This is a genomic window from Halorubrum ezzemoulense DSM 17463, assembly GCF_002114285.1.
Taxonomy (GTDB): domain Archaea; phylum Halobacteriota; class Halobacteria; order Halobacteriales; family Haloferacaceae; genus Halorubrum; species Halorubrum ezzemoulense.
The window spans coordinates 1-21355 of record NZ_NEDJ01000038.1; the positions used below are offsets into that span (position 1 = coordinate 1).

Sequence of the window (21355 nt, forward strand, 5' to 3'; positions counted from 1 at the left end):
GGCTGCGGCGTGTCGAGGACCCGGAGGTCGATCGCGTCGGCGTCGAAGAGCGCCGCGAGCCGGCTCGCAGGCCGGAACCCGGCGGTCATGGCGTCGACTGCGGGCTCGCCTGCGAACACGTTCAGCGGCGGGAGACCGGACGGGTCGCGGTCTCCCTCCCCGCCCTCCCCGTGCGCCTCACCGGCAAGCTCCGCGACGCTCGGCTCGACGAGCGCCGGGGCGGCCTCCCGGTACGCCTCGACGACCGCGCGGAGCAGTCGCGGTCCGGGGTCGACGAGGATCGGGTCGGAGAGCGCGCCCAGCGGGAGCGGATCCGGGGTCGAGGGGAGCGCGGGTCCGGTCGCCATCGACCCGTCCTACGGGCGCGACGGATTAAGGGTGCGGGGCGCGACAAGCGCACGGGACGCGCACGGAACTGCGGGATCGTGACGTGCCGGCTCGCGCGCCTTTTTCACCCGGCGGCCGGAACGCGAACGCGTGCCACCGCTCGACCTGTCGATCGGGCTCGGAACGTCCGGGCTCGACGACCCCGAGACCTGTACCGACACCGTCGCCGCGGCGCTGGACGCCGGCTACCGTCACGTCGACACCGCGCAGATGTACGACAACGAGGCGGCGGTCGGCGAGGGGATCGCCGCGAGCGACGTCGATCGCGACGACGTGGTCGTCGCGACGAAGGTCCACCCCGAGAACCTCGCGCCCGACGACGTCCGCGAGACGGCGCGGGCGAGCCTGGATCGGCTCGGCCTCGACCGCGTCGACCTCCTGTACGTCCACTGGCCGATCCGAGCGTACGACGCGGAGACCACGCTGCCCGCGTTCGACGAACTCCGCGATGAGGGGGTGACCGACCACGTCGGCGTCTCGAACTTCACGCCCGATCTGCTGCGCGAGGCCCGCGAGATCCTCGACGCGCCGATCGCGGCCCACCAAGTCGAGTGTCACCCGCGACTCCGGCAGCCGGAACTGCGCGCCCTCGCCGACGAGTTCGACCACCGGCTCGTGGGGTACTCCCCGCTCGGCCGCGGGGAGATCCTCGATGATCCGGCGATCCTCGAAATCGCCGAGCGAAACGACCTCTCGCCGGCGGTCGTCGCGCTCGCGTGGGCGCTCGATCGCGGTATCGTGCCGATCCCGAAGGGGCGAGGCGACCACCTGCGGGAGAACCTGCGCGCAGTCGACGTCGACCTGCCCGACGAGGACCTCGATGAGATCGATGCGCTCGATCCGGGGGAACGTCAGATCGACCCCGACGACGCGGCGTGGAACCGCTGACGGGGCGGCCGGCTGACACCGCGATCAGACCGCGTCGAGCCGCGCCCGCAGCTCGGCGTCCGCCCGATCGACCAAGGCATCGAGGGGCTCGTCGAGGTACGGTACCCACTGATCGATGAATCCCGAGCGTCCGAGCATTCTGACGACCGCGTAGACGGGGCGCCGCCGTTCGAACCCCTCGGGAAGCCCCCCGGCGCGCTCGCGGTATCCCTCGCGGAGGGCCGCGGCGAACCGTTCCGGGCCGGTCGAGTCGAACCCGTTGAGCAGCTGGTCCTCCGCGCGCACCAGGTCCCGAGCCGGGTCGCCGACGTGCGACAGCTCCCAGCCGATCGCCGCGACGCCCGGGCCGTCGGTAGCGTCCGCCCCGTCCCCTTCGGCCGTCACGAAGAGGTTCGGCTTCGTGATGTCGCCGTGGAGCAGCGCCGCCGGCGCGCCGTCGAGCAGGTCCCGGTTCGCGCGCACGCAGTCGACGACGGCGTCGTAGTGGTCGGCGAGCCGCTCCGAGGTGCCGATCTCGCGCGTCCGCTTGACCGTCGCGAGCAGCACGTCCGTCCACGGCGCGAACTCGATCGCGAGCCCGGTCTGCGCGTCGGGTCCCGCGGTCGCCGCTCCTTCCGCCGCGCTCCCGCGCTCCGCCCCCGCGCCGACGATCTCCCCGTGGCTCGCGAACCGGTCGGCGTGGAGCGCGGCGAGCGCGCGCCCGACGCGGCGGAGCAGTCGCTCGCGCTCGTCGCCGCTCGCCGCCTCGTAGACGCCCAGCAGCCCTCGGCCGGGCGCCGGCGCCGTCGCGAGGTACGCCGGGTCCCCGTCCGGATCGGCCGCCAGCACCTCGGGGACCGGGAGGAGGGCGTGCGCTCCGACGTATCGGAGCACGGCGCGCTCCCGGGTGAGCCGGTGGCTCTCGTCGGCGAGCGCGACTTTGAGGAATGCCCAGGAGCCGTCCGCGAAGGCGACGCCGACCGTCTCGTTGGCGCCGTTCCACGAGGGGCCGACGCCGGTCAGCCGGTCGACCTCGCGGTCCGGAAACGCCGCGGCGAGCGCGCGGTCGATCGGTTCCGATCCGGTGCCGTTCATGCGTTCCGTTCCGCACGGCCCCGTGTTAACATTGTTGTCAGGACAGGGATGACCGTGCCACGTAAAATCTCGGAACACGTTTCAGAATCCTGTTACCGCGTGATTATCGATGCCCTCATACGTGTTGGTGAAAGATAATAAACTCGTGGAAGACGGGTCACCGGACGGGCGTATCGCGTTCGATGTCGACGCGACGACGCTCACCGTCCGCGACGTGATCGAGGGCGAGGAGATGCGGCTTCGGGCGGACCGCGAGCCGGATCTCTTCCCGGCGCTTCCCGAGCTCTTTCCGCTTCCGGTCGACAGGGCGGTCAGTTTCGAGGCGGAGTCGCTCGCCGTGCCGGAGTACACGTCGATCGTCGTCCGCGACGACGAGGGCGAGTTCGTTGGGCGTCCCAACGACCAGGCGGAATTCCCGCGAGGATCGTACTGTATCGAAATCACGGGCGTGACGAAGGCGTTCGTTAGAGTCGAAGACGCGGAACTCTCCGTCAGCGGGGCCGAAGGCCCCGAACCGATCGAAATCGCGCTCGCCCGTCCGGCGACGATCACCCTCGGGGCGCGGTCGCTTCACACTCGCCCGGAGGCGACGATCACCGTCCCCGACGACCCGGAGGCGCTCGCGGCGGCGGTGTCGGTGTTGGGGTCGTCGATCCGGGAGTTCTCCGCGGAGCGATCCTGGCCGACCCTGCGAGGGTATCCGCCCCGAATCCGGCGAGGCGAGTCACTCGATATTCCGAGCCCGTTGACCGTCCCCGACACGGGCGTCGAGGTCGTCGTCCGACCGACGTACGCCGACGTGTACCGTCTCTCGACGCTCGCCTACTACCTCGGCGCACGGATGACGGTCGGCGAGGAACCGGCCGTCCGGCTCGACACCGGGTACACGGAGCGGCTTCCCGCCGACGGTCGCGGACTCGAAGAACGAGTCGGTGAACTACTGCGGACGTGGTTCTTCCTCGACACGCTCGTGCGGACCGACGGCTACACGCTCTCCGACAGGAAGGAGTACGAGCAGGTGGGGCCGCAGCTCCCGTTTTACCCGCCGAATCTGGACGGCCTCTCGCTGAGCGAGCGGGTGATGGAGTACCTGGAGGTCGACCCGGGAACCGTCGAGCCCTACGCTCCCAACTGGTCGACGGAGGCGATACTCCGTCCCGATCCCGCCGGTGCGGAGCTCCTGCCCCACCTCGCGCACGTTGTCGCACCGGTCCGAGTCCGCGGTTCCGCCGGGCGGATGCGCTCGGGAGACCCGGTCGGACTCACGACGGCAGACCGGCCGAGCGGCAGTCATCCGCTCCCCTCACGCGAAGGCGGCTCGGCACCGGACCCGGATTCGGATCCGATACCGGCGTGGACCGCCGCGGCGCTCCCGGCGGCGTACGAACACCAGCTACGGCGAACTCCACCGGACCCCGGAGAAGCGTCCGTCACGTTCCTCATCCGATCCCCGGAGCGGGCGCGGCGACTGCGCGAGGCGCTCACCAGCCCGTCGCTCCCCGCGGGCGTCGGGGCCCTCTCGGTACTCGAAACGCCGACCGCAGACGTCGTCGCGGACGCGCTGTCGGACCCGTCGGTAGACCTGTTGTACTGCGACCTCCCCCTCGACGGCGGCGTCCCGGTCGCCAACGGCGCTCCCGTCGACTTCCCTCACGACTCGACGGCGGACGATCGATCGGCTCCGGTCGTCAGCGTCTTCGAGGGAAGCTGGCGCGTCGCCGCCGGCGTCGACGCGGTCCGGCGCGGCGGCACCGGGGCCGCGGTGATCGACGGTCGCATCCCCGCCGAACGGATCCGAACCGCGGTCGAACTGCTCGCCGCGGCGGGCCTCCCGCTCGACACGTCCCTCGCCACGCTACCGCTTCCCGGTCGGCCGCCGGTCCGTTTCGCGGGCAACGGTTCTACGAACGTGATGCCCCCGAACCCTCCGACGCCCAGGCTCGCCTTCGTCGAATCAGCGACCGATTCTGAACACCGCGTCACTTGGCGAACGGTGCTTTCCCCCCTCTCGTGGTTCGGGGCGGAGTATCAGATCGTTTACGACTGCTTCGACGAGAAGACGCGACTCGTCGGACGCGATCCGACGGAGCGACCGGCCCTCTCCTCTGAGACGGTGGCCGAGTGGTCGATCGAACCCGACACCGTACTGTTCCTCAACGGACGGTTCATTCCTCCGACTACCGATCTCACGGTTAAAGACGTTGAGAAGTCGGCTCGACAGGCCCTCTCGGCCGATAGGGGCTCGGAATCTCCAGAGCGGACGGCGATCGATGACGAGTGTCAGTCTCACGAGTGATTTCGCTCGGTGACCGCCCACAGATGTTTAACGATTGTCCTCAGCATCTTCCACCCGCCGATATTTTTTATCCTCCGGACGACGAACCGCCGCGTATGCCCCAAGTCCACCTTGACGAGGAGACGGTCGAGCGACTCGACTCCCTCCGGGTCGACGACGAGGAGTACGACGAGATCGTGACCGAACTGATCAACATCTACGAGGCGGAGGAGCTCACGCTGTTCCGCGGTAGCGATCTCGACTGAGGCCGCAGGGCGGACGGGTCCCCCGAACCCGGCCGTCGACTACTCCTGATACGCGAGGCGGACCTGTTCCCACTTCCCGACTTCCTCGAGGTGCGCCTGTAGCTCGTCGGCGTACTCCTGAACGAGCCGCTCTGCGGCCTCCAGCTCCTCGTCCGAGGGACCGCCGGATCCGCCCCCGCCGCCGAGCCCGAGTGCGCCCTTAATCGAGTCGACCACGCCCCCGCCGGACCCGCCGGAGTCGCCGCCGGGAGCGCCGCCCATCCCCGCCATCTGCGACCGGAGGTTCTCCAGTTCCGGCATGATCGCGGGGAGGTTCGACGTGTCCGCGACGACGCGGGCGGCGTCGGGGTCGTCGGCGTTCTCGATCTCCAGATCGGTGGCCGTCATGATCAGGCCCCACTCCTGGCTGGAGAAGCGCGACGCGGCGACGCGCTCGTTGAACTGGTTGTCGACGGTCATCCGCTCGCCGACGATGGCGTCGGTCCACTCGCTCATGCGACTCCGTTCGCCGGTCGCGGTGAAAAGTCCGTCCCCCTCGCGTCAGGGTGCGGACGCCGACGGGGCGCGCTCACGACCGCCGGAGATCGTCGAACGCGGCGCCCGCGAGTCCGGGTCCCAACGGCACGGCGACCGCGCCCTCTGCGACCGGAGAGGGATCGGGGGCGAGGTCCTCGTCGAGCAGCGTCCCGGTCGCGAGCCCGCAGGGCGACACCTCGGGGACCGCGGCCGCCACGTGGACGGCGGCCGTCCGCGCGACGACCGCGTCGATCGTGGTGGTGACCACCGGGTCGACGCCGGCCGACCGCGCCCGTAGCGCGGCCGCCAGCGCGCGGTCGGGGCCGCCGAGCGCCATCGGCTTGAGGACGACCGCGTCGGCAGCGTCCGCTTCGAGGACGGCGTCGACCCCGTGGACCGCGACCGACTCGTCGGCGGCGATCGGGACCCGCTCGCCGCCACCGTCGCGGCGAAGTTCCGCCAGCCCGCCGAGGTCGTCCGCCGGGAGCGGCTGCTCGACGTACGCGAGGTCGAACGCCGCCAGCGCGCCGAGCGCGTGACGCGCCGTCTCCCGGTCCCACGCCCCGTTCGCGTCGGCCCGGAGCGCGACCCGGTCGCCGACCGCGTCGCGGACCGCGCGGAGGCGCTCGACGTCGGCGTCGACGTCGCGGGCGCCGACCTTCAGCTTCAGGCAGTCGAACCCCTCCTCGACCGCACGCGTCGCCTCGGCGGCGGTCTCCGCCGGCCCGCCGTCCCCGACGGTCGCGTTGACCGGGACGGCGTCAGCGGGCGTCGCGGTCACGCCGGCCTCGACGGCGAGTTGCTCCGCGAGCGGCTGTCCCGCGTCGCGAGCTGCGGCGTCGGCGAGCGCGAGCGAGACGCCGTGTCGCGCGGCTGGCGTCGATTCCGCGTCCGGCACTCCCGGGACCGGTTCGGACATGTTCCCGGCTTCGAGGTCGCCGAGCGCCGCCGCGCAGGCGTCGCGCGACTCCGTCCACCCCGGGAGCGGAGTCGCCTCGCCGAGGCCGACCGCGCCTGACTCGTCGCCGCCGCGTCTAGCCGTGATCACGAACCCTTCCCGGCGACGGATCTCGCCGCGTGCGGTTCCGAGCGGTCGGGTCAGGTCGAGCGCGAACGGGCGGTGGCGCACGACCGTGACCGAGGCCTCGCCGCGAGGGTCGTCGTCGGTCACACCGCCAACCCGACGGCGAACGCGACGGCGTACGCCGCGAGCAGTTTGCCGGTCGACTCTAACGCGGGGTTGAGCGCCTCGCCCGAGGTCTCGGTGAGCACCGTCCGCGCGACGGTCGCCGCGAGCGGGAGAGTGACGAGCGGGAGCAGCGTCGCGAGCCCGTCGCCGCGCGCGGCGAACCAGACGGGGACGAGGTACGCGACGGCGAGCAGCCCGAGGTACTCGGCGCGAGCGAACCGGTAGCCGAACCGGACGGCGAGGGTGCGCTTGCCCGTCGAGGCGTCCTCCTCGCGGTCGCGGAGGTTGTTGACGACGAGGATGTTTGTCGACAGCGCGGCGATCGGGAGGCTCGCGACCACCGCCGCGAGCGCGACGGTGCCCTCCGGGGGCCCCGCCGGGAACCACCCTGCGAGCAGCGCGGCGGCCTGAACGTAGTAGGTCCCCGTCACCGCGATCACGCCGAAGAAGACGAACACGAAGAGGTCGCCGAGCCCGTGGTAGCCGAGGGGGTACGGCCCGCCGGTGTAGGCGATCCCGGCCGCCACGGAGGCGAGCCCGATCACGAGGATGGGGACGCCGCCGACGGCGACGAGGTAGGTCCCCACGAGGATCGCGGCCGCGAAGGTGAGCCACATCGCCCGCTTCACCTCGGCCGGCTCGATGAGGCCGCTGGCGACGACGCGCGTGAACCCCTCGCGGTCGTCGGTGTCCGCCCCTTGGATCGCGTCGTAGTAGTCGTTCGCGAAGTTCGTGCCGACCTGGATCAGCGCCGCGCCGACGAGCGCCGCGAGCGCGGGCAGCGGGGCGAACACCCCGTCGGCGAGCGCGAGCCCGACGCCGACGATCACCGGCGCGGCCGCGGCAGGGAGCGTCTGCGGCCGAGCGGCGATAACCCACGCGCGCCGACGGGTCACCTCGGTACTCATTGCCGCTGATTGGCGCGTGGCGTCCCTTAAGCTTGCTATCGCGGATCCCCGCGAACCGGCCCGAACCGGTCGCAGCGAACGGTACCGAGTGGCGTACACCTATGCCTCGCGGGTGCGAGCCCTTCGCCATGGCCCGCGTTCCCTACGCAGAGGCGTCTGACGTGCCGGACGAGTACGGGGAGCTCTCGGGGTCGTCGCTTCAGGGGAACCGCTTCACGTGTGCCGGTCGCTCGGCAACAACCCCGCGGTGCTCGCCGGCCTCTGGTCGTTCCCCGAGTCGCTGTGGACCGACAGCCGGCTCACCGAACGGGAGCGTGAACTGGTCATCTTGTCGGTATCGGGCGAGATCGGCAACCGGTACGAGTAGCACCAACGCGGCACCATCGCCCGCGGGGTCGGGACCGACGACGAAGCGATCGTCGACATCGCCGCGGTCGCCGAGGGTACGACACGCTCGGCGGCGTCATCGACGCGTTCGACCCCGAACTGGAGTCGGGGAGCGAGTTCAACGGGTGGGACCCGCGCTAGCTCCGCGGCCGCAGGCCGCCCGGCACCGGGGCCACGGCACCGGACGGCTCGCGACCGATCGCCCGGTCTCGGCGACCGACAGGTTCGACAGGGACCGGCCCGTAACGCCTGTATGACCGACACGGAGGCCGCGTCGGCGAACGGCATCGAGGCGCGGTACGAGGAGACCGACGGCGAGCGACGGCTCACCTTCTCGCGGGACGGTCGGGAGGCGACCGTCGCGCAGAACGCCGACGGATACGCGATGTTGAAGGTCCGGACCGGCCCGGACGGCGACGAACTGGAGCGCTACTACGGGTTCGACATGGCGCTCGACCACGCGGCCGAGCTGCTCGGCGCCGCCGTCCCAGACCTCCCGGTGCCGGGCGCCGCCGCCGATATGGGGATGTAGCCGGAACGCCGACTCTCTCGGCACGCTGCCGCCGTCGTTCTCTGATCTCCCCCGAGCGGACAGCGCGAGCAACCGGCAGCATGATCCGGGACCCGGAACGCGAGACGAGCGGCTCCGTTCCCGATCGCCCATCTGTCGAAAGCGCCCGTCCGCCCGTCAGCATCCGTGTCGCGACCGTCGACGCCCGTGCCACCACGACGCACGACCCGGCGATGAATAACTCCAAAACATCATAGACGCAATTGAATATTCTCCATAGCCATATTGGCTTATGAGTGGCACCGGTATGCGGAGGTACGATGGAGCGAAGACAGTTCCTCCGCGGCACCGGCGCGGCGATCGGCGGTTCGCTGCTCGCCGGCTGCGCGGGCGGAGGCGGCGACTCGGGCACAGTGACGGTCGATTACGCGTACTACAACCCGGTCAGTCTCGTGTTGCGCGAGAAGGGGTGGCTCGAAGCGGCGTTCGCCGACACCGGAACCGACGTCGAGTGGGTGTTGAGCCTCGGGAGCAACCAAGCGAACGAGTACGCCCAGAGCGGCGAGGCCGACGTCTCCTCGACCGCCGGAATCGCGGCGCTGATGGCCCGCACGAACGGCGTGCCGATAACGACGCCGTACGTCTATTCGGAGCCGGAGTGGACGGCGCTCGTCACGTTCGAGGAGACCGGGATCGAATCGGTCGAAGACCTCGAAGGGAGCCGCGTCGCCGCCACCCGCGGGACGGACCCGTACTTCTTCCTGCTTCAGGCGCTCGACGACGCCGGGCTGAGCGAGGAGGACGTCGAGGTCGTCAACCTCCAGCACCCCGAGGGACAGTCCGCTCTCGTCCGGGGAGAGGTCGACGCGTGGGCCGGACTCGACCCGCACATGGCCGAGTTGGAGCTCGAACACGACGGCGCGGAGCTGTTCTTCCGCGAGCCGCGGTACAACACGTACGGGTTCCTGAACTTCCTCGACGGGTTCCTCGCCGACCGGCCCGAGGACGCGCGTCGCGTGATCGAGGCCTACGAGCGGGGCCGCGAGTGGGCGATCGGGAACCCGACGGCGACCGCCGGGATCCTCGCCGACGCCTCCGAGATGTCCGAGCCGGTCGCGGAGCGCGTGTTCACCCAGCGGAACGACCTCTCGGAGCCGATCCCGGGCGAGCCCCACCGCGAACTGCTCGCGGACCTCTCGCCGATTCTCGAACGCGAGGGGCTCGTGACCGACGACGCCGACCCCGCCGGCAACGTCGACGACCTGATCGACTCCGAGTTCGCGAGCGAGGTCGTCTGAGATGGCCGCCGACACCCGCCGGGAGTCCGGGGTGTCCCGCGACTCCGACTCCGGCCGTGGGTCGACGGCCGGCGGGTCGGCCGGCGGCGCCGAGTCTCGCAGCCTCGGCCCGGTTCCCCTCCCCGCCGCCAGCCGGTTCCGACCCCTGCTCGGGCTGCTCGTCCCCGCCGCGCTCGTCGTCGTCTGGCACCTCGTCGTCGCGACCGGGATCATCGCGGCGTACCAGCTGCCGACCCCGCTGCGCGTGGCGGAGACGCTCTACGGGATGGCCGCCACCGGCGAGCTGTGGGGCCACGTCGCGATCACGGTCCAGCGCGTCGTTCTCGGTGCCGGCCTCGGCATCGTCGTCGGAACCGTCTTCGGGACCGCCACCGGGCTCTCGCGGACCGCGAGCGACCTCCTCGACCCGCTCCTCCAGAGCCTGAAGAACATCCCGTCGCTGGCGTGGGTGCCGCTGTTCCTCCTCTGGTTCGGCATCGGCGAAAGCGCGAAGGTGCTGCTCATCGCTGTCGGCGCGTTCTTCCCGGTGTACCTCAACCTCTCGACCGGCATCGCCGCGGTCGACGAGGAGCTGTTGGAGGTCGCCGAGGTGTACGACCTCGGGCGCGTCGAGTCGCTGCGCCGGGTCGTGTTCCCGGCCGCGCTCCCGGACCTGCTCGTTGGGATCCGCGGCGGCGTCGGACTGGCGTGGATGTTCGTCGTCGCCGCCGAGCTGATCGCGGCGAGTCAGGGCATCGGATTCCTGCTGAGCGACGGGCGGACCCTCGCGCGGCCCGACATCATCGTGGGGTCGATCCTGCTGTTCGCGTTCCTCGGCAACTGCTCGGACGTCGCGGTCAGAGAGGTGAGAGACCGTGTCGTCGGACGCTGACCCCGTCCTCGCGGTGGACGACCTCCGGAAGCGGTACGGGGACACGGTCGCGCTCGACGGCGTCGACCTCGCGGTCGCGGACGGCGAGTTCGTCGCGGTCGTCGGCCCCTCCGGGTGCGGGAAGTCGACGCTGCTCCGCGTGCTCTCCGGACTCGAAGCCGAGTTCGCCGGGCGCGTCGCCGTCGACGGCGCGGACGTCAGGGAGGGGGGCAGCGACGCCGTCGGGATGGTGTTCCAGGAACCGCGGCTGCTCGACTGGGCGGACGTCCGGGAGAACGTCGCCGTCGGACTCCCGGCCGACGTCGACCCGGACACCCCGGCGGCTCGCGAGCGCGTCGACGACCTGATCGAGACGGTCGGGCTCGACGGGTTCGCCGGGAGCCGCCCGGACGAGCTCTCCGGCGGGATGGCTCAGCGCGTGTCGCTCGCGAGGGGGCTCGCCTACGACCCCGCCGTGCTGCTGCTCGACGAGCCGTTCTCCGCGCTCGACCGGCTGACGAAGGCGGACCAGCAGGACCACCTGCTCGACGTCTGGGACGCGCGCGGGACGACCGTCGTCCTCGTCACGCACGACGTGGAGGAGGCCGTCTACCTCGCGGACCGCGTCGTCGTGCTCGGCGGGCAGCCCGGGAGGGTGGCGTCGGTCGTCGATGTCGAAATCGACCGGCCCCGCGAGCGGGCGGACCCCGACCTCGTCGCGCTCCGGCGCGAGGTGACCGACGCGCTCGGTCGGTAGCGGCGCGTCCGCCGGTCGACCCGGATATCGGTGCGGACCGACCGCCGATCACGGTGGAGATAGCGCCGTGAGACTCGCTGACTCGTCTCGCGCGTGAACCGCCGGCCGCCCGCAGTACGAACGAAACGAACGTCGAGACCACTTATTAACTGACTTCCGAATCGGAATACGTGCCGGATCCCCGGTGTGTGTATTACCTCCTTAAGGTGTATTGACACCGCCGCAGTCATGCGATCTACTGCTCTTCGGCTCTTCGGCTCCGAACTGCCGGTCCGCACCGATTTTGCGATTGTCCAAACGATTAAGTACTCGACCGTCTTGTCGTGAATCGATGACAGACATCACGGAGGCTTCGTCGGACACCCCGGCGGATCGAGTTCTTCCAGGGCACGATAGCTTCTAACGTCGATATCGGTCCTGTCAGGATCTTCGACACGACCCTGCGAGACGGAGAACAGTCACCACGGACATCGTTCAGCTACGACGAGAAACGCCGCATAGCGGCGACGCTGGACGACATGGACACCCACGTCATCGAGGCGGGGTTCCCGGTCAACTCGGACGCGGAGTTCGAGGCCGTCAGCGACATCGCCGCCGCGACGGACACCACCGTCTGCGGACTGGCCCGGGTCGTCGACGGCGACATCGACGCCGCCATCGACTCCGGCGTCGAGATGGTCCACGTGTTCGTCTCCACCAGCGACGTCCAGCTGGAGGACTCGATGCACGCGACCCGCGAGGAGGCGAAGGGGCGCGCGGTCGACGCGGTCGAGAAGGTGAAAGACGCCGGCGTCGAGTGTATGTTCTCGCCGATGGACGCCACTCGAACGGACCCGGACTACCTGATCGACATCGTCGAGGCCGTCTCCGACGCCGGCACCGACTGGATCAACATCCCCGACACCTGCGGCGTCGGGATGCCGACCAGCTTCGGCGAGACGGTGAACGCCGTCGTCGAGGCCACCGACGCCCGCGTCGATGTCCACACCCACGACGACTTCGGGATGGCCGCGGCCAACGCCGTCGCGGGCTTCGAGAACGGCGCGGAGCAGGCGCAGGTGTCGGTCAACGGCATCGGCGAGCGCGCCGGCAACGCGGCCTACGAGGAGGTCGTCATGGCCGTCGAGTCGGTGTACGGCGTCGACACCGGTATCGACACGACCCAGATCACCAAGCTGGCCCGGGTCGTCGAGGAGGCCTCGGACATCCCGGTGCCCGCGAACAAGCCGATCACGGGGCGGAACGCGTTCGCCCACGAGTCGGGCATCCACGCCGCCGGCGTCATCGAGAACAGCGACACGTTCGAGACCGGCGTGATGACCCCGGAGATGGTCGGGGCCGAACGCGAGTTCGTGCTGGGCAAACACACCGGCACCCACAGCGTGCGCAAGCACTTGGTGGAGGCCGGCTTCGACCCGACCGACTCCGAGGTCCGGACGATCACGAAGCGGGTCAAGGAGTACGGCGCCGGCAAGCGGCAGGTGACCGCGGGCGACGTCGAGCGGTTCGCCGAGGAGGCGAACGTCACGCGCGAGGAGGAGGTCCGGGTCTGATGACCCACTCCCCGACCGGAGCGCCCCCCGCGCGACCGCGAGGGCGGTCGCGGGAGCAGTCCCGACGGCGTTCCGCTCCGGACGCCCGACAGGAATTTATACCCCGGCCGCGTTGCTTCGGGCGAGATGCGACGGCACACCGCGCTCGCGGAACGCGCTACCGCGTCCGGAGCCGTCGCGCCGATCATTGTAGGGGTATAAGCCCCTACATTACCCCTTCCTCACCGACGCGACGCGCCGCCGAACGTCGGCGGCCGAGCCGTTCTCGACGCGCGAAGCCGCGCCCCCGAGGGACGCGGCGCGGGCCCGCCCGTCGCGCGTTCGCAGCGACCCACACGACGACCCACCAGATGCCACACCAACCACGACAATGAGCGACACAGCAGCACAGCCGCGATCCGACGCGGACGAGTCGGACGACGGCTCGACGGCGGCCGCGACCGAGGAGCCGACCGAACCGGACGAACACCAGACGGCGGGGCCCGTCTCGACGGGCGCCGAGTCGGTCGTCGCCGCCCTCGAGGCCGCGGGCGCGAAGACCGCCTTCGGCGTTCAGGGCGGCGCGATCATGCCTGTCTACGACGCCCTGTACGACTCCTCCGTCCGGCACGTGACGATGGCCCACGAGCAGGGCGCCGCGCACGCCGCCGACGCGTACGGCGTCGTCGCGGGCGAACCCGGGCTCTGTATGGCCACGTCCGGCCCCGGCGCGACGAACCTCGTCACCGGCATCGCCGACGCCGACATGGACTCCGACGCGATGTTGGCGCTGACCGGGCAGGTGCCCACGGAGTTCGTCGGCAACGACGCGTTCCAGGAGACCGACACGGTCGGCGTCACGCGCCCGATCACGAAGCACAACTACTTCGCGAGCGGGGCCGACACCGTCGGCGACACCGTCGGCGAGGCGTTCGAGCTGTCGCGCGCGGGGCGCCCCGGGCCGACGCTCGTCGACCTCCCGAAGGACGTCACGCAGGACGAGACCGACCGGACGCCAGGTCCGGCGACGCCGCCCGCGGGGACCGACCCCGACCCGAACGCCGACGCGGAGTCGGTCGAGGAGGCAGCGCGCGCCATCGAGGCCGCCGAGCGCCCCGTCTGTCTGTTCGGCGGCGGCGTCATCAAGGCGGACGCGAGCGACGAGGCGCGGACGTTCGCCCGGAGCTACGGGATCCCGGTGACGACGACGATGCCGGGGATCGGCTCGTTCCCCGAGGACGACGACCTCTGCCTCTCGTGGGCGGGGATGCACGGAACCGGCTACGCGAACCTGGCGATCACCCACACCGACTGCCTGATCGCGGTCGGCACTCGGTTCGACGACCGGCTCACGGGCGGGATCGACACGTTCGCGCCCGAGGCCGAGGTGATCCACGTCGACATCGACCCCGCGGAGATCTCGAAGAACGTCCACGCCGACTACCCGCTGATCGGCGACGCCGGGCGCGTCCTCGACCAACTGACCGCCGCGGTCCGCGACGCGCCCGACGCCGAGGCGTGGCGCGACCGGTGCGACGAGTGGCGGGAGACGTACCCGCTCACGTACGCGACGCCCGAGGACGAGCCGCTGAAGCCCCAGTTCGTCGTCGAGGCGTTCGACGAGGCGACCGACGATGACACGATCGTCACGACCGGCGTCGGCCAGCATCAGATGTGGGCCTCGCAGTTCTGGACGTACACGGAGCCGCGGACGTGGGTCTCCTCCCACGGGCTGGGGACCATGGGGTACGGCGTGCCCGCCGCGGTCGGCGCGCGGGTCGCGGCCGACACGATGGGCGAGGAGGACCGCGACGTGGTGTGTTTCGACGGCGACGGCTCCTTCCTGATGACGATACAGGAGCTGTCGGTCGCGGTCCGCGAGGAGCTCGACATCACGATCGCCGTGCTCAACAACGAGTACATCGGGATGGTTCGCCAGTGGCAGGACGCGTTCTACGAGGGCCGACACATGGCCTCCGACTACACGTGGATGCCCGAGTTCGACAAGCTCGCGGAGGCGTTCGGCGCGCTCGGTCTCCGCGTCGACGACTACGACGAGGTCGCGCCCGCGGTCGAGGAAGCCCTCGACTATGACGGGCCGGCCGTGGTCGACTTCCACGTCGACCCCGCGGAGAACGTCCTGCCGATGGTGCCGAGCGGCGGTGCGAACGGGAAGTTCGCGGCCGCGGAGGACCAGCTATGAGCGACGACACCGCGGCGTCCGACGGGGGGCCGCACACCGGGCGCGATGAGGCGTCCGCGGCGGCCGACGGCGGGTCGCCCGTCGCGCCCGGCGCCGACTCCCGGCCGCTCCCGGGCGAACAGCCCGGTCCGAACGAGCGCGACCACCCGGAGGGGCGCCGGAACCTCGAGGGGATCCGGATCGACCCCGTCGTCGAGGCCGAACACGAGTCGCACCGCGCCGTCATCTCGGCACTCGTCGAGGACGAGCCCGGCGTGCTGGCGCGCGTCTCCGGCCTCGTCTCCCGCCGCCAGTTCAACATCGAGAGCCTCACCGTGGGGCCGACGACCGTCGACGGTCACTCGCGGATCACCATGGTCGTCGAGGAGACGGACCCCGGGATCGACCAGATCGAAAAGCAGATGTCGAAGCTGAAGCCGGTCATCTCGGTCGGCGAGGTCGCCGGCGACGCGGTCACCTCGGAGCTCGTCCTGCTGAAGGTCGAGGCCGACGACCCCGCGGCGGTCCACGCGGTCGCCGAGATGTACGACGGCCGGACGGTCGACGCCGGCCCCGAGACGATCACCGTCGAACTCACCGGCGACAAGGCGAGCATCGACAACGCGATCGGCGCGTTCGACCGGTTCGGTATCGTCGAGATCGCGCGGACGGGGCCGACAGCCCTCGCTCGCGGTAACACCCCCACGGCGCCCGGCGAGAAGCCCGGCACGGCCGCCGAACCGACCACGCACGACGACTGACACGCGACCACACAGGAACTCACAACGATACACATGACCGAAGACGACACGCAGACGTTCGACTCGACAGTATACTACGACGAAGACGCCGACGAGGAGGCGATCGCGCACAAGACGGTGGCCGTCCTCGGCTACGGCTCGCAGGGCCACGCGCACGCGCAGAACCTCGCCGACAGCGGGGTCGACGTGATCGTCGGCCTCCGCGAGCGCAGCTCCTCCCGGGCCGCCGCCGAAGGCGACGGGCTCCGCGTGGAGGCCCCCGCGGACGCCGTCGCCGCGGCCGACGTGGTGAGCGTCCTCGTCCCCGACACGGTTCAGCCGGACGTGTACGAGAACGCGATCGAACCGAACCTGGACGCGGGCGACACGCTCCAGTTCGCGCACGGGTTCAACATCCACTACAACCAGATCCAACCGCCCGAGGACGTCGACGTGACGATGGTCGCGCCGAAGTCGCCGGGCCACCTCGTGCGCCGCAACTACGAGAAGACCAGGGGACGCCCGGCCTGCTGGCGGTGTACCAGGACGCCACCGGCGACGCCCACGACGAGGGGCTCGCGTACGCGGCCGCGATCGGCTGTACCCGCGCCGGCGTCGTCGAGACGTCGTTCCGCGAGGAGACGGAGACCGACCTGTTCGGCGAGCAGGCGGTGCTCTGCGGCGGCGTCACCTCGCTGGTGAAACAGGGGTACGAGACGCTCGTCGACGCCGGGGACTCCCCCGAGATGGCGTACTTCGAGTGCCTCAACGAACTCAAACTCATCGTCGACCTGATGTACGAGGACGGGCTCGGCGGGATGTGGGACTCCGTCTCCGACACCGCCGAGTACGGCGGCCTCACGCAGGGCGACGTGGTCGTCGACGAACACGCCCGCGAGAACATGGAAGAGGTCTTGGAGAAGGTCCAGAACGGCCAGTTCGCCCGCGAGTGGATCGCGGAGAACCAGGCGGGCCGCCCCTCCTACACCCAGCTCCGCGAGGCGGAGAAGACCCACGAGATCGAGGCCGTCGGCGAGGAGCTGCGCGGCCTGTTCGCGTGGGAGGAGTCGGCCGAGGGCGACGAGGAGGAGAGCGCCGAGGTGACCGCCTGATGGGCGTAGCGGTGAGCGGTCGGTCTTCCGACTGCGCGGCGGTCCGGGGTGACGCCCGATGAGCGAGGGAACGCTGTACGACAAGGTGTGGGAGCGCCACAAGGTGACGGAGCTGCCGAACGGGCAGGACCAGCTGTTCGTCGGGCTCCACCTCGTCCACGAGGTGACGAGCCCGCAGGCGTTCGGGATGCTGCGCGAGCGCGACCTCGACGTGGCGTACCCGGAGCGGACGTTCGCGACCACCGACCACATCGCGCCGACGGAGGCGGACAAGCGCGAGCGCCCGCTGGCCGACGACCAGGCCGAGGAGATGCTCTCGGCGCTCGAACGCAACACGAGCGAGAGCGGGATCACCTTCTTCGGATTCGACTCCGGGAAGCAGGGGATCACGCACGTCGTCGCCCCCGAACTCGGCCTCTCGCAGCCGGGGATGACGGTCGCGTGCGGCGACAGCCACACGGCGACCCACGGCGCGTTCGGCTCCATCGGCGTCGGCATCGGGACCAGCCAGATCCGCGACGTGCTCGCGACCGGCTGTATCGCCGCGGACAAGCAGAAGGTCCGCCGGATCGAAGTCGAGGGCGAGCTCGGCGAGGGCGTCTACGCCAAGGACGTGATCATGAAAGTGATCAAGGACCTCGGCGTCGACGGCGGCGTCGGCCACGTGTACGAGTACGGCGGCCCCGCAATCGAGGCGCTCGACATGGAGGGACGGCTCGCCGTCTGTAACATGTCCATCGAGGGCGGCGCCCGCGCGGGGTACATCAACCCCGACGAGACCACCTACGAGTACCTGCGGGGCCGCGAGTACGTCCCCGAGGGCGAGGCGTTCGAGGAGCGGAAGCGGTACTGGGAATCGATCGCCTCCGACGACGACGCCGAGTACGACGACGTGGTCACGGTCGACGCCGACGGACTCGACCCGCTGGTCACGTGGGGGATCAACCCCGGGCAGGTGGTCGGGATCGACGAGGCGGTGCCGCACCCGGACGACGTCGAGGAGCGGACCGACCGGGAGGCCGCCGAGAAGGCGATCGACCACATGGAGGTCGAGCCCGGGCAGTCGATGCTCGGGTACGACGTCGACGTGGCGTTCCTCGGCACCTGTACGAACGGCCGCCTTTCGGATTTCAAGGAAGCGGCGCGGATCCTAGAGGACCACAGCGTCGACGAGGACGTGCGCGCGCTCGCCGTACCCGGCTCGGAGACGGTCCGCGCCCAGTGCGAGGAGCGCGGCATCGACCAGACGTTCATCGAGGCCGGCTTCCAGTGGCGGCGCGCCGGCTGCTCGATGTGCCTCGCGATGAACGACGACCAGCTCGGCGCCGGCGAGGTGTGTGCGTCATCGTCGAACCGCAACTTCGTCGGCCGGCAGGGCTCGAAGGAGGGGCGGACGGTGCTGATGAGCCCCGCGATGGTCGCGGCCGCGGCCGTCGAGGGCGAGGTCGTCGACGCGCGCGACTACCTGGACGACGGGCCGACCGGCGGCGCGGGCGGCGTCGAGGAGGTGGCCGACTGATGGCCCCCGACGCCAACGCGGGCGACGACCAACACATCACCGAGGTCTCGGGCACGGGCGTCCCGATCCCCGGCGACGACGTCGACACCGACCAGATCCTGCCGGCGCAGTTCATGAAGGAGGTCACGTTCGACAACATGGCGGACTACCTCTTCTATGACGCCCGGCGCGACGAGGACGGGGAGTTCAACGACCACCCGCTCAACCGCTTCGAGGGCGCGTCGATCGCGGTCGTTAACTCCAACTTCGGCTGCGGCTCCTCCCGGGAGCACGCGCCGCAGGCGATGATGCGGTGGGGCGTCGACGGCGTCGTCGGCGAGTCCTACGCCGAGATCTTCCGCGACAACTGTAAGTCGCTCGGCATCCCCGCGGTCACCGCCGACCACGAGACCGTGGTCGAGCTCCAGGAGTGGATCGAGGCGAACCCCGACGGCGACATCGAGGTCGACGTGGAAGGGGAGACGGTCACTTATGGCGACACCGTCATCGACGTCGAGGTCGACGACGCGATGCGCGAGGCCTTGGTCGAAGGGATCTGGGACACGACCGCGCTGATGTACTCGAACCGGAGCAAGGTCGACGAGACTGTCGCCGACCTGCCGTACGTCGAGGGGGACGACTGAGCCGGATGACCGACGAGATCGTCGTCATCGAGGGCGACGGCATCGGCCGCGAGGTCGTGCCGGCCGCCGTCGAGGTGTTGGACGCGCTCGACCCCGACTTCGAGTTCGTCCGCGGGGACGCGGGCGACGCGACCCGGGACGCGACCGGCGAGGCGCTCCCCGACGAGACGTACGACCTGGTGGCCGACGCGGACGCGACGCTGTTCGGCGCGGCGGGCGAGACGGCCGCCGACGTGATCCTCCCGCTGCGCGAGGCGGTGGACTCGTTCGTCAACGTCCGGCCCGCGAAGGCGCTCCCGGGCGTCGACGCGCTCCGGCCGGAGACGGACGTGGTGTTCCTCCGCGAGAACACCGAGGGCGTCTACGCGGGCCACGAGGACCGCCTCTCGGAGGACCTCTCGACGCTGACACGCGTCGTCACGTCGTCGGCCTCGCGCGGGCTGGCCGAGTACGCCTGTGACTTTGTCGAGGACGGGCGCGGCCCCGCCGGGGACCCAGAGGAGGGGTTCACCGTCGCCCACAAGGCGAACGTGATGCGCGAGACGGACGGCCGGTTCCGCGACGAGGTCGCGGCGGTCGCAGACGAGCGCGGCGTCGACGCCGACGAGGAGCTGATGGACGCGTTCGCGACGAAGCTCCCGCTCGACCCGGGCCAGTACGGCGTGATCGTCTGCCCGAACCTCGCGGGCGACGTGCTCTCCGACCTCGCGGCCGGGCTCGTCGGCGGCCTCGGTCTGCTCCCGTCGGCGAACATCGGCCACGACAACGCGCTGTTCGAGCCGGTCCACGGCACGGCCCCGGACATCGCGGGCGAGGGGGTCGCCAACCCGACCGCGGCGGTCCTCTCGGCGGCCATGCTGCTCGAGTATCTCGGCCACGTCGAGGCGGGGCAGCGGGTCCGCGACGCGGTCGAGGGCGTCCTCTCCGACGGCCCGCGCACCGGCGACCTCGGCGGCTCGGCGACGACCGACGAGGTCACCGCGGCGATCGTCGACCGCCTGTAGGGCGCGTCTCGCCGCCGGTTCCGCGCGATCGACGGCTCGTTTTCGACCGCGGCCAAACCACAAGACAAGAAACCCTGCGGCTCCTCCGACCGCGTATGAGCAACTACGAAGTCGCGATGGAAGCCGCCTGGTTGGTCCGTGACGTCGAGGAGACCGACGACGCCATCGGCGTCGCGGTCAGCGAAGCCGGCAAGCGACTCAACGAGACGGACAAGCAGTACGTCGAGGTCGAGCCCGGCGTCACCGGCTGTCCGGCCTGCGGCGAGCCGTTCGACGCCGCGCTCCTCGCGGCGAACACGGCCCTCGTAGGGCTGCTCCTAGAGATCGACGTGTTCAACGCCGACAGCGAGGAGCACGCGGAACGGATCGCGAAAAGCGAGGTCGGCGGCGCCCTCCGCGACGTTCCCCTCGAAGTCATCGACGTCTTCGAGACCGACGCGGACGAGGACGAAGAGCCGGAGCGATAGGCACGGACGCGGGGCGTCGGACGGATCTGCCGGGACCGATCCCGGTGCCCGGTCGGTGCCGAAAGCTTTTCTAATAACCCTAAGTAATTAGCCGGCATGGAACTGCCGACGCCACAGGATCTCCGCGAGCGCCGGACCGCGCTGGAGCTGACCCAGAGCGAACTCGCCGACGCCGCGGACGTCTCCCAGCCACTCATCGCGCGGATCGAGGGCGGCGACGTCGACCCGCGGCTCTCGACGCTGCGCCGGATCGTCAACGCCCTCCAAGAGGCGGAGGGCGAGGTCGTGCGCGCGGCCGACCTGATGAACGAGACCGTGATCAGCGTCGCGCCCGACGACGCCGTGGGCGAGGCGGTCGATCTGATGGAGGCCGAGGCGTACTCGCAGCTCCCCGTTCTCCAGAACGGCGTGCCCGTCGGGTCGATCAGCCAGGGCGACGTGGTCCACGCCGGCGAGAACGTCGGCGATCACCCGGTCAGCGAGGTGATGAGCGAGTCGTTCCCGACGGTCGCGCCGTCGGCGACCGTCGACGAGGTCCGGAACCTCCTCGACCACTACAAGGCGGTGATGGTCACCGACGGCGGGGAGACGGTCGGAATCATCACGGAGGCGGACATTGCGGCGCAGTTGTCGCAGTAGCTCACTCCTCGCGCCGCTCCGACAGTCGCTCCCAGATCTCCGTACACCCCGCGCCGTCCGGCACGTCCTCGACGTGCGCCGACTCTTCGGCCCGTCCGTCCCCGTCGTCCTCGGAGCCGTCGGCTTCGGTCCCGCTCTCTTCCTCCGATACGGCCCCGTCCGTCATTGACTCGGCCTACGCGGTGGCCGGTCATAACGGGTCAGTCGGCGGCACGCCCCGCCGCCGCTCCG

At 70.6% G+C, this 21355-nt stretch carries 21 protein-coding genes and 2 pseudogenes; 17 read left to right on the forward strand and 6 right to left on the reverse strand.

The annotated features are described in order from the left end of the window. A pseudogene (locus B9H04_RS11120) lies at positions 1-347 on the reverse strand (transcriptional regulator TbsP domain-containing protein); the annotation flags it as partial. Between the two features lie 130 nt (positions 348-477). Between B9H04_RS11120 and B9H04_RS11125 the strand changes: the two are divergent. After that, positions 478-1275, forward strand: coding sequence for an aldo/keto reductase (locus B9H04_RS11125; RefSeq protein ID WP_049929891.1), 798 nt, complete (start codon positions 478-480; stop codon positions 1273-1275). 24 nt (positions 1276-1299) lie between these two features. Here B9H04_RS11125 and B9H04_RS11130 read toward each other — a convergent pair whose 3' ends face one another. Further along, entirely contained in the window at positions 1300-2349 is a 1050-nt protein-coding gene (locus B9H04_RS11130; RefSeq protein WP_085682708.1) for a phosphotransferase family protein, read from the reverse strand. 145 nt (positions 2350-2494) lie between these two features. Between B9H04_RS11130 and B9H04_RS11135 the strand changes: the two genes are divergently transcribed. Together B9H04_RS11135 and B9H04_RS18715 are read left to right on the forward strand one after the other, a co-directional pair. Then, a complete protein-coding gene (locus B9H04_RS11135; protein WP_049929889.1) occupies positions 2495-4645 on the forward strand; it encodes a hypothetical protein in 2151 nt (716 codons plus the stop codon). A 95-nt stretch (positions 4646-4740) separates the two neighbouring features. After that, positions 4741-4890: a DUF7557 family protein gene (locus tag B9H04_RS18715; protein ID WP_169514827.1), complete on the forward strand. Its 150-nt coding sequence runs from the start codon at positions 4741-4743 to the stop codon at positions 4888-4890. A 39-nt stretch (positions 4891-4929) separates the two neighbouring features. Here the strand turns inward: B9H04_RS18715 and B9H04_RS11140 are convergent, their stop codons facing one another. The 3 genes from B9H04_RS11140 to B9H04_RS11150 form a co-directional block, all read right to left on the reverse strand. After that, on the reverse strand, positions 4930-5385 hold the full coding sequence (locus B9H04_RS11140; protein ID WP_049929888.1) for a DUF5799 family protein: 456 nt from the start codon (positions 5383-5385) through the stop codon (positions 4930-4932). Positions 5386-5458: 73 nt separating this feature from the next. Next, entirely contained in the window at positions 5459-6577 is a 1119-nt protein-coding gene (locus B9H04_RS11145; RefSeq protein ID WP_049929887.1) for a mandelate racemase/muconate lactonizing enzyme family protein, read from the reverse strand. Further along, positions 6574-7503: a 1,4-dihydroxy-2-naphthoate polyprenyltransferase gene (locus B9H04_RS11150; RefSeq protein ID WP_049929886.1), complete on the reverse strand. Its 930-nt coding sequence runs from the start codon at positions 7501-7503 to the stop codon at positions 6574-6576. The genes B9H04_RS11145 and B9H04_RS11150 overlap by 4 nt, the downstream gene beginning before the upstream one ends. A 217-nt stretch (positions 7504-7720) precedes the next feature. Here B9H04_RS11150 and B9H04_RS19205 point away from each other — a divergent pair, with 217 nt between their 5' ends. The 14 genes and pseudogenes from B9H04_RS19205 (at position 7721) to B9H04_RS11220 (ending at position 21124) form a co-directional block, all read left to right on the forward strand. Continuing rightward, on the forward strand, positions 7721-7870 hold the full coding sequence (locus tag B9H04_RS19205) for a carboxymuconolactone decarboxylase family protein (RefSeq protein WP_248648637.1): 150 nt from the start codon (positions 7721-7723) through the stop codon (positions 7868-7870). A 273-nt stretch (positions 7871-8143) separates the two neighbouring features. Then, entirely contained in the window at positions 8144-8422 is a 279-nt protein-coding gene (locus B9H04_RS11160; protein ID WP_049929885.1) for a DUF7111 family protein, read from the forward strand. A 299-nt stretch (positions 8423-8721) separates the two neighbouring features. Next, on the forward strand, positions 8722-9699 hold the full coding sequence (locus B9H04_RS11165) for an aliphatic sulfonate ABC transporter substrate-binding protein (RefSeq protein ID WP_049929884.1): 978 nt from the start codon (positions 8722-8724) through the stop codon (positions 9697-9699). Position 9700: 1 nt separating this feature from the next. Next, complete coding sequence (locus tag B9H04_RS11170; RefSeq protein WP_049929883.1) at positions 9701-10570, forward strand: ABC transporter permease; 870 nt, start codon at positions 9701-9703, stop codon at positions 10568-10570. Continuing rightward, positions 10554-11306 (forward strand): ABC transporter ATP-binding protein, encoded by a 753-nt coding sequence (locus tag B9H04_RS11175; RefSeq protein ID WP_049929882.1) that lies wholly within the window; start codon positions 10554-10556, stop codon positions 11304-11306. The genes B9H04_RS11170 and B9H04_RS11175 overlap by 17 nt, the downstream gene beginning before the upstream one ends. A 371-nt stretch (positions 11307-11677) precedes the next feature. Further along, on the forward strand, positions 11678-12859 hold the full coding sequence (locus tag B9H04_RS11180; RefSeq protein WP_455583598.1) for a LeuA family protein: 1182 nt from the start codon (positions 11678-11680) through the stop codon (positions 12857-12859). A 370-nt stretch (positions 12860-13229) separates the two neighbouring features. Further along, complete coding sequence (gene ilvB, locus B9H04_RS11185) at positions 13230-15041, forward strand: biosynthetic-type acetolactate synthase large subunit (protein WP_049929880.1); 1812 nt, start codon at positions 13230-13232, stop codon at positions 15039-15041. Next, positions 15038-15781, forward strand: a complete 744-nt coding sequence (ilvN, locus tag B9H04_RS11190) for an acetolactate synthase small subunit (protein WP_049929878.1) — start codon at positions 15038-15040, stop codon at positions 15779-15781. Before ilvB ends, ilvN begins: the two co-directional genes overlap by 4 nt. 33 nt (positions 15782-15814) lie before the next feature. Then, positions 15815-16872: pseudogene (ilvC, locus tag B9H04_RS11195) on the forward strand (ketol-acid reductoisomerase). A 58-nt stretch (positions 16873-16930) separates the two neighbouring features. Beyond that, entirely contained in the window at positions 16931-18391 is a 1461-nt protein-coding gene (gene leuC, locus B9H04_RS11200; RefSeq protein WP_085682709.1) for a 3-isopropylmalate dehydratase large subunit, read from the forward strand. Further along, the gene (leuD, locus tag B9H04_RS11205; RefSeq protein ID WP_049929874.1) at positions 18391-19014 is read left to right on the forward strand and encodes a 3-isopropylmalate dehydratase small subunit; all 624 of its coding nucleotides are present in this window, start codon (positions 18391-18393) and stop codon (positions 19012-19014) included. Before leuC ends, leuD begins: the two co-directional genes overlap by 1 nt. Before the next feature lie 5 nt (positions 19015-19019). Next, entirely contained in the window at positions 19020-20018 is a 999-nt protein-coding gene (locus B9H04_RS11210; RefSeq protein ID WP_085682710.1) for an isocitrate/isopropylmalate family dehydrogenase, read from the forward strand. A gap of 95 nt (positions 20019-20113) precedes the next feature. Then, positions 20114-20485, forward strand: coding sequence for a DUF555 domain-containing protein (locus B9H04_RS11215; RefSeq protein ID WP_085682711.1), 372 nt, complete (start codon positions 20114-20116; stop codon positions 20483-20485). Positions 20486-20581: 96 nt separating this feature from the next. Next, positions 20582-21124: a CBS domain-containing protein gene (locus B9H04_RS11220; protein ID WP_049929872.1), complete on the forward strand. Its 543-nt coding sequence runs from the start codon at positions 20582-20584 to the stop codon at positions 21122-21124. A 1-nt stretch (position 21125) separates the two neighbouring features. On the opposite strand, the gene B9H04_RS18720 is transcribed toward B9H04_RS11220, so the two are convergent. Further along, positions 21126-21290 (reverse strand): hypothetical protein, encoded by a 165-nt coding sequence (locus B9H04_RS18720; RefSeq protein WP_169514826.1) that lies wholly within the window; start codon positions 21288-21290, stop codon positions 21126-21128. Between the last annotated feature and the right edge of the window lie 65 nt (positions 21291-21355).

Coding starts and splice junctions, on each gene's coding strand:
- B9H04_RS11220 (WP_049929872.1), top strand. CDS start 20,582: ATGGAACTGCCGACGCCACAGGATCTCCGCGAGCGCCGGACCGCGCTG.
- leuD (WP_049929874.1), top strand. CDS start 18,391: ATGGCCCCCGACGCCAACGCGGGCGACGACCAACACATCACCGAGGTC.
- B9H04_RS11160 (WP_049929885.1), top strand. CDS start 8,144: ATGACCGACACGGAGGCCGCGTCGGCGAACGGCATCGAGGCGCGGTAC.
- B9H04_RS11140 (WP_049929888.1), bottom strand. CDS start 5,385: ATGAGCGAGTGGACCGACGCCATCGTCGGCGAGCGGATGACCGTCGAC.
- B9H04_RS11150 (WP_049929886.1), bottom strand. CDS start 7,503: ATGAGTACCGAGGTGACCCGTCGGCGCGCGTGGGTTATCGCCGCTCGG.
- B9H04_RS11170 (WP_049929883.1), top strand. CDS start 9,701: ATGGCCGCCGACACCCGCCGGGAGTCCGGGGTGTCCCGCGACTCCGAC.
- B9H04_RS11210 (WP_085682710.1), top strand. CDS start 19,020: ATGACCGACGAGATCGTCGTCATCGAGGGCGACGGCATCGGCCGCGAG.
- B9H04_RS18720 (WP_169514826.1), bottom strand. CDS start 21,290: ATGACGGACGGGGCCGTATCGGAGGAAGAGAGCGGGACCGAAGCCGAC.
- ilvN (WP_049929878.1), top strand. CDS start 15,038: ATGAGCGACGACACCGCGGCGTCCGACGGGGGGCCGCACACCGGGCGC.
- ilvB (WP_049929880.1), top strand. CDS start 13,230: ATGAGCGACACAGCAGCACAGCCGCGATCCGACGCGGACGAGTCGGAC.
- B9H04_RS18715 (WP_169514827.1), top strand. CDS start 4,741: ATGCCCCAAGTCCACCTTGACGAGGAGACGGTCGAGCGACTCGACTCC.
- B9H04_RS11165 (WP_049929884.1), top strand. CDS start 8,722: ATGGAGCGAAGACAGTTCCTCCGCGGCACCGGCGCGGCGATCGGCGGT.
- B9H04_RS11215 (WP_085682711.1), top strand. CDS start 20,114: ATGAGCAACTACGAAGTCGCGATGGAAGCCGCCTGGTTGGTCCGTGAC.
- leuC (WP_085682709.1), top strand. CDS start 16,931: ATGAGCGAGGGAACGCTGTACGACAAGGTGTGGGAGCGCCACAAGGTG.
- B9H04_RS11130 (WP_085682708.1), bottom strand. CDS start 2,349: ATGAACGGCACCGGATCGGAACCGATCGACCGCGCGCTCGCCGCGGCG.